The 12,539-nt window shown below is 69.7% G+C and carries 11 protein-coding genes; 7 read left to right on the top strand and 4 right to left on the bottom strand.

All coding sequences use genetic code 11. From position 1 onward, the window contains the following. Positions 1–52: 52 nt before the first annotated feature. Positions 53–568 carry a nuclear transport factor 2 family protein gene (locus ABD989_RS15865; RefSeq protein WP_345314222.1) on the top strand — a complete coding sequence of 172 codons (516 nt, stop codon included), beginning with the start codon at positions 53–55 and terminating at the stop codon, positions 566–568. A 5-nt stretch (positions 569–573) separates the two neighbouring features. After that, positions 574–1,836: a hypothetical protein gene (locus ABD989_RS15860; protein ID WP_345314207.1), complete on the top strand. Its 1,263-nt coding sequence runs from the start codon at positions 574–576 to the stop codon at positions 1,834–1,836. Between the two features lie 134 nt (positions 1,837–1,970). On the opposite strand, the gene ABD989_RS15855 is transcribed toward ABD989_RS15860, so the two are convergent. The 4 genes from ABD989_RS15855 to ABD989_RS15840 are packed head-to-tail and all read right to left on the bottom strand — an operon-like array spanning position 1,971 to position 6,181. After that, positions 1,971–2,966 carry an NAD-dependent epimerase/dehydratase family protein gene (locus ABD989_RS15855; protein WP_345314206.1) on the bottom strand — a complete coding sequence of 332 codons (996 nt, stop codon included), beginning with the start codon at positions 2,964–2,966 and terminating at the stop codon, positions 1,971–1,973. A 10-nt stretch (positions 2,967–2,976) separates the two neighbouring features. Further along, positions 2,977–4,548 carry a fatty-acid--CoA ligase FadD1 gene (gene fadD1, locus ABD989_RS15850; RefSeq protein WP_345314205.1) on the bottom strand — a complete coding sequence of 524 codons (1,572 nt, stop codon included), beginning with the start codon at positions 4,546–4,548 and terminating at the stop codon, positions 2,977–2,979. A 59-nt stretch (positions 4,549–4,607) separates the two neighbouring features. Continuing rightward, positions 4,608–5,516, bottom strand: a complete 909-nt coding sequence (locus ABD989_RS15845; RefSeq protein ID WP_345314221.1) for an amidohydrolase family protein — start codon at positions 5,514–5,516, stop codon at positions 4,608–4,610. Further along, on the bottom strand, positions 5,516–6,181 hold the full coding sequence (locus tag ABD989_RS15840) for a PaaI family thioesterase (RefSeq protein ID WP_345314204.1): 666 nt from the start codon (positions 6,179–6,181) through the stop codon (positions 5,516–5,518). Before ABD989_RS15840 ends, ABD989_RS15845 begins: the two co-directional genes overlap by 1 nt. A gap of 61 nt (positions 6,182–6,242) precedes the next feature. Between ABD989_RS15840 and ABD989_RS15835 the strand changes: the two genes are divergently transcribed. The 5 genes from ABD989_RS15835 (at position 6,243) to ABD989_RS15815 (ending at position 12,533) form a co-directional block, all read left to right on the top strand. After that, positions 6,243–7,121: a PaaI family thioesterase gene (locus ABD989_RS15835; protein ID WP_345314203.1), complete on the top strand. Its 879-nt coding sequence runs from the start codon at positions 6,243–6,245 to the stop codon at positions 7,119–7,121. A 78-nt stretch (positions 7,122–7,199) separates the two neighbouring features. Further along, entirely contained in the window at positions 7,200–7,985 is a 786-nt protein-coding gene (locus ABD989_RS15830) for a TIGR03084 family metal-binding protein (RefSeq protein WP_345314202.1), read from the top strand. Between the two features lie 57 nt (positions 7,986–8,042). Continuing rightward, entirely contained in the window at positions 8,043–9,740 is a 1,698-nt protein-coding gene (locus ABD989_RS15825) for an acyclic terpene utilization AtuA family protein (RefSeq protein WP_345314201.1), read from the top strand. A 37-nt stretch (positions 9,741–9,777) separates the two neighbouring features. Further along, positions 9,778–10,938, top strand: coding sequence for an acyl-CoA dehydrogenase family protein (locus ABD989_RS15820; RefSeq protein WP_345314200.1), 1,161 nt, complete (start codon positions 9,778–9,780; stop codon positions 10,936–10,938). After that, entirely contained in the window at positions 10,935–12,533 is a 1,599-nt protein-coding gene (locus tag ABD989_RS15815) for an acyl-CoA carboxylase subunit beta (RefSeq protein ID WP_345314199.1), read from the top strand. The genes ABD989_RS15820 and ABD989_RS15815 overlap by 4 nt, the downstream gene beginning before the upstream one ends. The last annotated feature ends 6 nt before the right edge of the window (positions 12,534–12,539 follow it).

Raw genomic sequence — 12,539 nt, 5'->3', positions numbered from 1 at the left:
GGAGACAAGTGTGACTGACCACGGACCTTTCGATCGCGCTGAGCTCGACGAGATGGTGGAGCGCTGGCTCACGGCCAACGACGAGGCCGAGCGCGCGGGCGACTGGCGCCCGTTGTCCGAGTTCTACACCGAGGACGCCACCTACGGCTGGAACTACGGACCGCACAAGGACTTCATGGCCGTCGGCCGCGACGAGATCCGCGACCTGGCCCTCGGGCAGGAGATGGAGGGCCTCGAAGGCTGGACCTACCCGTACCAGGCGTGGGTGATCGACGAGAAGACCGGCGACATGCTCGGCCTGTGGAAGCAGGTTTACGAGGCCACCCGCGACGACGGATCGCACTACGCGCTCAACGGGATTCAGGGCAGCTGGTTCAAGTACGCCGGGAACTTCCAGTTCTCCTGGCAGCGCGACTTCTTCGACTACGGCAACGTCAGCGCACTGTTCATCGAGCTGATGAAGGACAAGAAGATGAGCGACGGCATGCTGGCGCGCATCGAGAAGGCCGCTCCCGGGAACCTGCCCGGCTGGTACCCGATCGGCCAGGCGCCGGTCGCGCTCTGGTGACCGACATGACCGAGCGCACCACCTGCCGCGACGGGTACTCCGTCCTCGACCAGACGCAGCTCGCCATCCTGGTGCCGGAGCTGCTGCTGTCCGGGCAGTTGATCGACCGCAGCGGAATGGCCCACCTGATCAGCGCGTTCGGTCGCGAGACCATGACCGCCGTCGCGATCGAGGAGTGGATGGCGTCGAGCCCGGTCTACACCAGCCGGATGCGGGCCGCACTCGCCATCGACGGCGACGGCGTCGAGGACATGTTCAAGGCCATCCAGCTCGACATCGGTGCGCCGCCGCAGTTCATGGACTTCCGCTACGAGGTGACCGATCACGATCATGGCGCCTTCGTGCTCGACCACTGCGGCGCGCTGATGGATGTGGAGCCGCTCGGCGACGAGTACGTCACCGCCATGTGCCACGACATCGAGGACCCCACCTTCGACGCCACCGCGATCGCCACCAACCGGCGCGCGCGCATCCGGCCGATCCATCGGCCCCCGCGGGTGCCGACCGACCGGACCCCGCACTGCGCGTGGACGGTCACCATCGATCCGGAACGCGCCGAGCTTCCGCTCCCGCCGGATGCCGAGCACGTGTTCACCACGCGCGCGGCGAGCGTGGGGCTGAGCCCGATCGATCCCGCCGACGCCGACGGCATGACCGACTACCGCGGCCCGCTGGTGCACGACCTCCAGTTCCGCGAGTTCTCCACCAGCGCCCTGGTGCGCATCGCCGAAGAGGTCGCGCTGCAGCACCAACTGCTCGCGCTCGGCTTCCAGCTCAGCGTGCGACGTCGCGCGGAGAGTGAGGAGCAGGTCCGGGAGATCTTCGGCAAGCAGCTCACCGGCATCAGCGGCCTCACCGCCGAGCGGCTCCAGCGGGCGCTGGGGCTGGGACGCGACGCGGATTCGGTGGCGCAGGTGCTGTCGCTGCATCCCATCCTCGGGCCGGCGCAGTACACCGGTGTCGAGGTGCGGGTCGACGGCGACGACGTCGTGGTCCACCTGCCCGCCGACTCACCCGCGATGACCGACGGCGGCTGGCTGGCGCTGCTCACCGTCGACTACCTCGCACCGCTGCAGGCCATGGCCACCGCGCTCGACCCGTTCCTGGCCGTCTCCGCCACCGCGGCCGACGGCGGCCTGGAAGTCCGCTTCACCCGCGGCGATCAGGAGCTGCCCGAATCCGGGGAGGTGGCCATCACCCGCTTCTCCTCCGGCGCCGACTTCCGCTTCACCGACCGCGGCCCCTCCATCCCCATCACCCCCATCTGACCGCCGCTCCGGGTTCGCTCCCGCGAGAGCTCTCCGCTCCCGCGAGAGGCTTCCGTTCCCGCGGGCCACTGGAAGGCCCGCGGCAACCGAGACCTCTCGCGGGAGCGGACTCGTCTCGCGGGAAGCCGACGGTGTCAGCGGCGGCGAGAGGCGGCCAGGTCGCGCCAGAAGCGGGCGCCGTCGGCGATCGCGTCGAGGACCGGGCGCGGCTGCCAGCCCAGCTCGCGCTCGGCCTTGGCGTGGCGCATCGGAGGAAAGGCGTGCATGAGGCGCACCGAGTCCAGGCTGAGCTTCTGCGGCCTGCCGGTCAGCGCGGCGAACGCCGACCCGGCTGCGCCCGCGAGGTACAGCGTGGGCTTGTGCAGCACCAGGCGCGGCGGATCGCGGTCGACGGCGGACGCCGCCGCGGCCACCACCTCGCCCAGGTCCAGGTAGCGCTCGGCGACGATGTAGCGCTCGCCGACGCGACCGTGCGCGGCGGCCAGCGCCAGGGCGGCTGCGGCGTCGTCGATCCCGACCGACTCGGTCCGCATGCCGCGGACGGTGAACGGCAGCTTGCCCAGCGCCGCCGCGGCGACGAACGCGCCGTGCGGCGTCGGGGCCCAGTCACCGGAGCCGTAGGTGTTGGCCACGCACATCGCGGTCACCGGCACCCGACCGTCGGCCGCGTAGCTCAGCGCCAACGTCTCGCCGGCCACCCGGGCGCGTACGTAGTGCGGTGCCGAATCGGGCCAGTTGAAGGCCTGCGTCTCGTCCACCACGGACCGGCGGTCGCCGCGCCCGATGGTCGCCAGGGTGCTGGTGAACACGAAACGGTTCAGGTCGCGGCGGGCGGCGACGTCGAGCACCGACCGCAGCGCCTCGACGTTGGTCCGGTACAGCGGCGCGGGGTCGGTCAGCCAGGCGCGGGTGTCCACCGCGCAGTGGTACACCGTCGCGCATCCGTCCATCGCGGCATCGACGGCAGCGGCGTCGAACAGGTCGCCGGTGACGTGCTCCACGTCGAGTCCGCCCAGCGTGCGAAGGTCACTGGAGGCGCGGGTGAGGACGCGGACCTGCTGCCCGTCGTCGAGCAGGCGGCGCACCAGGTGCGAGCCGAGGAAACCGTTCCCGCCGATCACCAGGTGCACGGAGCAGCCCTCAGACCGCGGCGTACGACGTGGAGCGGGCGGGCCGGCTCCACAGCTGATCGTCGGTGGTCAGGCCCTGCTCCTTCAGCGTCCGCTTGAGGATCTTGTTGGTCGCGGTGGTCGGCAGATCGTCGGCGATCCGCACATGCGTGGGCCACGCCTTCGGCGACAGATCCGGTTGCGCGGCAAGGAATTCGGTGAGCTCGTCCGGGGTGAGCGTGGCGTCGTCGTTGAGGACGACGGCGGCCATCACCGCGTCGCCGACCACTTCGTCGGGCACCGCGTACACCGCGACCCGGTTGAGTGCGGGCAGCCGCTGCAGCACACGCTCGATGGGCCCGGCGGCGAGGTTCTCCCCGTCCACGCGCATCCAGTCGCCGGAGCGGCCGGCCAGATAGATCCAGTCGTTCTCGTCCACGTAGGCGAGATCGCCGGACCAGTACATGCCGTCGCGGAGCCGCTCGCTGGTCGCGGCGTCGTTGTTGTAGTAGCCGGTGAACAGGCCGCCGCCGTGGGTGTTCACCAGTTCGCCGGTGGCCGCTTCGGCGTTGGCCAGCGCGCCGTGCTCGTCGAACACCGCGCGCGGGCATTCGACGCCGGTTCCGGGGTGGTACACGGCCACCCCGGGGAAGCCCTTGCCGATGGAGCCGGGCGGCGTCCCGGGCTCGCGCGTGATGATGATGGCCAGCTCGGTGGAGCCGAAGGCGTCCCAGACCGCGCAGTCGAAGCGTCGGGCGAACTCGTCGATGTCCCGATCGGTGGCCTCGTTGCCGAACGCGGCGCGCAGCGTGGTGTCGGCGTCGTCGGGCCGTTCGGGGGTCGCGAGAATGTAGGCGAGCGGTTTGCCGACGTAGTTCATGTAGGTCACGCCGTACCGTCGGACGTCGTCGACGAAGGTCGACGCCGAGAACGGCGTCGGCACCATCGCCGCCCCGCTCGCCAACGCCACGCAGTAGCCGCCGAGCAATGCGGCCGAATGGAACAGCGGCATCGACAGGTAGCAGACGTCGCGCTCGGTGATGCCGAATTTCTCCACCAGCGGCGGACCGGCGAACGGAATCATCATGTGCGCGAAGCGAACCGGCTTCGGCTCGCCGCTGGTGCCCGAGGTGAAGATGAGCATGAACGGATCCATCGGGCCCGGAATCGCGTGCGGCACAAGTTCTTCGGCGGTGTCCAGCCGTTGCTGCCACTCCGGTTCGGAGACGTCGAGCACCGTGATCCCGGAGAGGTCGAGGCCGTCGAGCAGGGGCCGGTGGGCAGCATCCACCAGCAGTACCTGGCAGTCCGCGCGCCGCAGATCGGCGAGCAGCTCGGCGCCGCGCCGGGTGTCGTTGACGCCCACCGTCACATAGCCGCCGAGGGCGCCGGCGGCCAGCGCGATCAGCATCTGCGGCGAGTTTCCGAGGAGCACGCCCACGTGCATGGGGCGGCCGGAATCGGTAGCGCTCAGCACCGCGGCGGCGGTCCGGCGGGCGTCGGCCAGGTACTCGCGCCAGGTCCACGAGCCCTGATCGGAGAGGATCGCGGTGCCGTCGTCGTCGGCGCGTTCGGTCAGCAATCCGGTCACAGTCTCGGCCATGTCACCGAATCTAGAACGTGTGCCAGATCACCGTCGGCGAAACGGGCGTTTCGGGCGGGTCAGCGCCCGAACAGGGCCGCCGCGTTGTGGTGGAGCACCGAGCGAATCCAGTCGTCGCCGAGTCCCAGCCGCTCGCAGGCCCGCAGCGCGTGGACGTAGCTGTAGGGGATGTTGGGGAAGTCCGAACCGAACAGGATCTTCTCCTGCAGCGCGGCGACCCGGGGGAGCAGTTCCGGCGGGTACGGAGCGCCTTCCTCGGAGAAGTCGGTGAAGCTCATCGTGGTGTCCAGCCGCACCTCGTCGTGCTCCTCGGCCAGCGCGAGGAACTCCTCGTACTCGGGGGTGCCCATGTGCGCGACGATCAGCGACAGCTTTGGAAAGCGTTGCAGCAGTTCACGAATCGGTGCGGGGCCGGTGTACTCGCCGGGCGCCGGGCCGGATCCGCAGTGGATGACCACCGGGACCTGGGTCTGCTCCAGCACGCCCCACACGTCGTCGAGCAGCGGATCCAGCGGCGAGTAGGCGCCCACCTGAATGTGCGACTTGAACACCTCGGCGCCGTTCTCGATCGCCTCGGCCACGTAGCGCGCCGCGGTCGGCTCCGGAAAGAACGTGGCGGTCTGCAGGCAATCCGGGTGGCGCGCACCGAAATCCGCGCCCCAGCCGTTGAGCCACTCCGCCATGTCCGCCTTGTGCGGGTACAGCATCGAGGAGAAGGCCTGCACGCCGAACGCGCGCAGCGCCGCCACCCGTCGTTCCTCGTCCGCGCGGTACGCGATCGGCCACTCGCGGCCCAGCATCGGGCCCGCCGAATCGAAGTACGCCCACACCTTGTCGAGCACCGGCTTGGGCATGAAGTGCGTGTGCACATCGATCATGCCGTCGAGTCCGAGGCGCTCGGTGAACGCACTAACGGCGGCTGCTTCGGCCTCGCTGAACGGCGTCGTCGCACCGTGGTCGTCACACATCATCGGTCCAATCGACGGTCGGCAGCCGGCGGCAGAGCGTCGCCGGTGGGAAGGACGAAATCCTTGGGGCAGATCATGATCGCGTCGGCCTCGACGGTCACGCCGTCGGCGTCGGACATCGTGGCGTGCACAAAAGTCTTCCGACCTTCGCGGCGGGTCACCTCGGCGCGGGCGCTCAACGGACCGAGCAGCGTGGGGCGCAGATACTTCACCGTGAGGGTGCCGGTGAAACTCGGCAGCCCGTCGGTGCTGGCGGCCTCGCCGACCAACTGGTCGAGCAGCAGCGCCGCCACACCGCCGTGCACGCAACCGCCCGGGCCCTCGTACGCGGCACCGAGCACCATCTCGCATTCGGCGAGGCCGGGGGAGCGCTGGATGCGCAGCGGCGGAGCCACCGCGTTGCGGGCCCCGACCGCGGCATTGCCCCAGGGCATGCCGATGAATTCCTTGGTGTAGGGCGTCCCGAAACTGCCCGGTCGCTGCTGCTCGCGCAGGTCGGCGACGATCGCGTCGACCTTCTCCTTGGCTGCCGCGAGCCGCTCGTCGCTGACCTCGCTGCGGATCACCGCATCGACCAGCTGCCGCACGGAGTCGGTCAGCGGCTCCACCACGCTCAGGCGCCGGTCGATCTCTTCTTCGGTGATGTCTTCGATTCGGAAGTCCACGATGCGAACGATAGGGCATGCGATGCGGCGGCGGTGCCGGGGTGTTGATAGGACTAGGGACATGACCAGCCTGACTGAGAACGATCCCTTCACCTCCTTCGGCATCGGCCGTCGCGCCGGAGCGCCGCTCGCCGACATGGTGCAGGCCCTCGGACCGGGCGTGACCGACCATCGCGGCCTGATCGATCTGCCGGCGCTCACCGTGCTGTTCGACGACATCGGCGGCCTGTCGTTCTTCTACTCCGGATCCGGGTCCACGGTGCAGGCGCGGCTGACGATGTCGATGCTGGATCGGCCGACGGTCGACGAGATGCTCGACGGCACCTCCGAGGTGTCCATGCGACGAGAGCCGTACGGCGTGTCGACGGTGCGCATCACCGGACGTGACGGCCGCCTGCTGTGCACCGGTGTCGCCCGCAGCGTCCGGGTGGGACGTGACCTCGTGGTCGACGGCGATGCGGCGGATCTGGCCGAGCCGGTGGCGCCGCCGGCGGCGGCTCCGCTGCCGACCGCCGATCTCGCACGCGGCGGGCGCGAGATCGTCGCCGACCTCGTCGACGGCCGCGCACCCCTCGGCGAACTGGGCCGACTCCTCGGCGGTTCGGTCTCGGTCGACGACGACGGGAACGTCTGCTTCGCGAGCGTCACCGAGCCGTGGATGGGCAACATCATGGGCACCATGCACGGCGGCGTGATCGCGGCCGTCGTCGCCCAGGCACTGTCCCTGGCCGGCCAGGCCGCGGCACCGGCGGGCGTGGACTACCAACTCGTCGACTTCAGCATCGCGTTCCTCCGGTCGCCGGCCGTGGACGGACGCACCCTGCAGGTGCGGACCCGCGCGGTGAAGGTCGGGCGGCGGCTGGGTGTCTTCACCGCGGAGCTGTACGACGGTGACGTGCTGCTGGCCACCGCCGGCGGGGACGTGCTCTTCACCGGCTGAGCGGGCACCGGCGGTGCGCCGGACACTAAACAATCAAGCGCGCTTGATTTTTTCCGGGGCGGATGTGACACTCGTCGCATGGCTCTCATTGACGACCTGGTTTCCGCGCTCGATGCCGAATCGGACTCCCTCGACGAGCTGGTCGCGCCGCTGACCGCCGAGCAGTGGGCCACGCCGACGCCGGCCGAAGGCTGGACCATCGCCCACCAGATCGGCCACCTGCTGTGGACCGACCGCGCCTCGTTGCTCGCGGTCACCGACCCCGACGGGTTCATCGCGCAGCTGGCCGATGCCCTCGCCGACCCGGAGGGCTTCGTCGACGAGGGTGCCGCGGTCGAGGCCGCGCGCGACCCGCAGGAACTGCTCGCCGACTGGCGGGCCACCCGCGGCCGACTGGCCGGCGCCCTCACCGCGGTCCCGGAAGGCACCAAGCTGCCCTGGTACGGCCCGCCGATGTCGGCGCCGTCGATGGCCACCGCCCGCCTGATGGAGACCTGGGCGCACGCGCTCGACGTGGCCGACGCCCTCGGCGTGGAACGCGAGAGCACCGACCGCATCCGCAACGTGGTGCACCTGGGCGTGCGCACGCGCAACTTCGCCTACATGGTCAACGGGTTGACCGCACCAGAGTCCGAGTTCCGGTGGGAGATCACCGCACCGTCGGGCGAGTTGTGGGTCTGGGGCCCGGAGGATGCGACCGACGTGGTCCGCGGCCCGGCCGTCGACTTCTGCGAACTCATCACCCAGCGCCGCCACTTCGACGACCTCGCGCTGGAGGTGGTCGGCGACGACGCCCGCCAGTGGGCCGCTATCGCGCAGGTCTTCGCCGGTCCGCCCGGAGCGGGCCGCGCCGCCCAGGGATAGATCCCCTCGAGCGGATCAGCACCACACCAGCAGACACATCAGCAGTTAGGGACGCACATGACCGACGTCGTACGCATCGGCAATGCCTCGGGCTTCTACGGTGACCGCTTCAGTGCGGTGCAGGAGATGCTCGAAGGCGGCGAGCTGGACTACCTCACCGGGGACTATCTGGCCGAGCTGACCATGCTCATCCTGGGTCGCGACCGGATGAAGGATCCGAGCACGGGCTACGCCAAGACCTTCCTGCACCAGATGCGGGAGAACCTGGCCCTGGCTCGGGACCGGGACGTCAAGATCGTCACCAACGCCGGCGGGCTCAACCCGCACGGCCTCGCGGTGGCGCTGCGGGAACTGGCCGCCGAGCTCGACATCGACGCGCAGATCGCCTTCGTCTCCGGCGACGACCTGGTCAAGCAGGCCGCCGCACTGAACCTCGGCAGTCCGCTGACCGCCAACGCCTACCTCGGCGGCTTCGGCATCAAGACCGCGCTGACCCGCGGCGCCGACATCGTGGTGACCGGACGCGTCACCGACGCCTCGCTGGCCGTAGGGCCCGCGGCCGCGGCCTTCGGCTGGGGCTACGACGATCTCGACGCGATCGCCGGCGCCGTGGTAGCCGGCCACATCATCGAATGCGGGGCGCAGGCCACCGGCGGCAACTACTCGTTCTTCACCGAGATCGAGATGGGTCACCTGGGTTTCCCGATCGCCGAGATCCATCCCGACGGTTCGTCGGTGATCACCAAGCACGAGGGCACCGGCGGCGCCGTGAACATCGGTACCGTCACCTCGCAGCTGCTCTACGAGGTCCGCGGCCCGCGCTACTACAACCCGGACGCCACCGCGCGCCTGGACTCGGTGCAGCTGACGCAGCAGGGTCCCGATCGCGTGCACATCTCGGCCGCCACCGGCGAGGCCCCGCCGACCGACCTGAAGGTCTCGCTGAACAACCTGGCGGGCCTGCGCAACGAGATCTCCGTGGTGCTCACCGGCATGGACATCGAGGCCAAGGCCGAACTGTTCCGGACCCAGTTCGAAGCGGAACTGCCCAGCCGTCCCGCCGAACTGGAATGGACGCTGGTGCGGCACGACCGCCCCGACGCCGACACCGAGGAACAGGCCAGCGCCATCCTGCACTGCGTCGCCCGCGACACCGACCCGAAGAAGGTGGGCCGCGGCTTCGCCGACACCGCGGTGCAGCTAGCCCTGGCCAGCTTCCCCGGCTTCACCATGACCGCCCCGCCCGGCCACGGCTCGCCCTACGGCGTCTTCGAACCCGGCTACGTCGACGTCGCACTGGTGCACCATCGCGTCACCCAGCCCGACGGGGTGTCGGTGGAGATCGAACCGTCGCCGGTGCGCGCGGCATTGGTGGTCGACGAGGACGCTCCGGCGCCGGCCGCGACCACCGACTGGGGGCCCACGGTGATGGCACCGCTCGGCACGATCATCGGCTCGCGCAGCGGCGACAAGGGCGGCAGCGCCAACGTCGGCGTGTGGGCGCGCGGCGACGACGAGTACGCCTGGCTCGACGCGCTGCTCAGCACCGACAAGCTCAAGGAACTGCTGCCCGAGGCCGCGGACCTGGTGGTGCACCGCTACCGGCTGCCGAACCTGCGCGCCGTCAACTTCGTGATCGAGGGGATCCTCGGGCGCGGCGTGGCCGAGAACGTCCGCTTCGATCCCCAGGCCAAGGGGCTGGGGGAGTGGCTGCGTTCGCGGCACGTGCCGATCCCGCAGCGTTTCCTGCCCTGACCCGACCCGACTTCAGCGCGACCCGAGTAGGAGCACTATGCCCATCAGCAACGCCGACTGGGAGACCCCGGAACGCCGAGCCCTGCGCGAATCCATCGCCGGCTTCGCCGCCCGTCACATTCTCCCGTACCAGGATCAATGGGAAGCCGACGGCGAGATCCCGCGCGAACTGCACGTGCAGGCCGCCGAACTGGGTCTGATCGGACTGGCCTTCCCGGAAGCGGTCGGCGGCGCCGGCGGCGACCTGATCGACGCCTCCATCCTGTGCGAGGAACTGCACCAGCAGGGTGTCTCCGGCGGCGTCTTCGCTTCGCTGTTCACCAGCGGCATCTCCCTGCCGCACCTGATCGCCGCGGGCGATCCGGCGCAGATCGACAAGTGGGTGCGCCCCACCATCGACGGCACCAAGATCGGCTCGCTGGCCATCACCGAACCCAGCGGCGGCAGCGACGTCGGGCACCTGCGGACCACCGCGGTGCGCGACGGCGACCACTACGTGGTCAACGGCGCCAAGACCTTCATCACCTCGGGTGTTCGCGCCGACTTCGTGGTCGCGGCGGTGCGCACCGGCGGCCCCGGCGCCGCCGGCGTCTCGCTGCTGGTGATCGAGAAGGGCACGCCCGGCTTCACCGTCGATCGCAAACTCGACAAGATGGGCTGGCGGGCCTCGGACACCGCGGAACTGTCCTTCGTCGACGCCCGGGTGCCGGTGGCCAACCTGGTCGGCGCGGAGAACTCCGGCTTCATGCAGATCGCGCAGGCCTTCGTCACCGAGCGCGCCGCGCTGGCCGTGCAGGCCTACGCGCAAGCGCAGCGCTGCCTGGACCTGACCCTCGAATGGGTGCGCAATCGGGAGACCTTCGGTCGCCCCCTCATCTCGCGGCAGAGCGTGCAGGACAGCGTCACCGAGATGGCACGCAAGATCGACATCGCGCGGGTCTACACCCGGGCCGTGGTCGATCGCTACGCCGCGGGCGAGCAGGACCTCATCGCCGAGGTCTGCTTCGCCAAGAACACCGCCGTCGAGACCGGTGAATGGGTGGCCAACAAGGCCGTGCAGCTGTTCGGCGGCATGGGCTACATGACCGAATCCGAGGTGGAGCGGCAGTACCGCGACATGCGGATCATCGGTATCGGCGGCGGCACCAACGAGATTCTCCTCGGCCTGGCAGCAAAGCGATTGGGGTACCAGCAGTGACCGTGTTCCAGAGCAAGATCGACACCTCCTCCGACGACTTCCTCGCCAATGTGGAGGCGATGAACGGCAAGCTCGCCGAGCTCGACCTGGAGTTCCGCAAGGTGCTCGACGGCGGCGGCGAACGCGCCGTCGCCCGCCACCGCAAGCGCGACAAGCTCCTGCCCCGCGAGCGCATCGAGATGCTGATCGACGAGGACTCGCCGTTCATGGAGCTGTGCCCGCTGGCGGCCTACGGCTCCCAGTTCGCCGTCGGCGCCTCCGTGGTGGCCGGCATCGGCGTGGTCGAGGGCGTCGAATGCCTCATCGTGGCCAACGACCCGACCATCAAGGGCGGCACCTCCAACCCGTGGACACTGCGGAAGATCCTGCGCTGCAACGACATCGCCATGGAGAACCGCCTGCCGGTGGTGTCCCTGGTGGAGTCCGGCGGTGCGGACCTGCCCACCCAGAAGGAGGTCTTCGTTCCGGGCGGCCGGATGTTCCGCGATCTGACGCGCCTGTCGGCGGCGGGGATCCCGACCATCGCCCTGGTCTTCGGCAACTCCACCGCCGGTGGGGCGTACGTGCCGGGCATGAGCGACCACGTGGTGATGATCAAGGAACGCTCCAAGGTGTTCCTCGGCGGTCCGCCGCTGGTCAAGATGGCCACCGGCGAGGAGAGCAACGACGAGGAGCTCGGCGGCGCCGAGATGCACGCCCGGGTCTCCGGTCTCGGCGACTACCTCGCCGCCGACGAACAGGACGCCCTGCGCATCGGGCGGCGGATCGTCGCCCGGCTCAACTGGCGCAAGAAGGGGCCCGTGCCGTCGGCCGAGGTGGCCGAACCCCGGTACAGCTCCGAGGACCTGCTCGGCATCGTCGGGCCCGACCTGAAGGTGCCGTTCGATCCGCGCGAGGTGATTGCACGCGTGGTCGACGACAGCGACTTCGACGAGTTCAAGCCCGAGTACGGCACCTCGCTGTGCACCGGCTGGGCCACGATCCACGGCTACCCGGTGGGCATCCTGGCCAACGCGCAGGGCGTGCTGTTCAGCGCCGAAGCGCAGAAGGCCACCCAGTTCATTCAGCTGGCCAACCAGACCGACACGCCGCTGCTGTTCCTGCACAACACCACCGGCTACATGGTGGGCAAGGAGTACGAGCAGGGCGGCATCATCAAGCACGGCTCGATGATGATCAACGCGGTGTCCAACTCGAAAGTTCCGCACCTGTCGCTGCTGATCGGCGCCAGCTACGGAGCCGGTCACTACGGCATGTGCGGCCGCGCCTACGACCCCCGCTTCCTGTTCACCTGGCCCAGCGCCAAGTCGGCGGTGATGGGCGGCGCCCAGCTGGCCGGCGTCATCTCGATCGTGTCCCGCGCGTCCACCGAGGCCCGCGGCGGCGTCGTCGACGAAGAAGCCGACGCCGGTCTGCGCGCCATGATCGAGGCGCAGATCGAAGCCGAATCGGTCCCGATGTTCCTGTCGGGCATGTTGTACGACGACGGGGTCATCGACCCCCGGGACACCCGCACCGTGCTCGGCATGAGCCTCTCGGCGATCGCCGGTGCCCCGATCGAAGGCGCCACCAACTTCGGCGTCTTCCGGATGTGAGGAACT

This window comes from Gordonia alkaliphila (genome assembly GCF_039542465.1).
GTDB lineage: Bacteria > Actinomycetota > Actinomycetes > Mycobacteriales > Mycobacteriaceae > Gordonia > Gordonia alkaliphila.
This window is presented reverse-complemented; position numbering and strand designations above follow the sequence as displayed.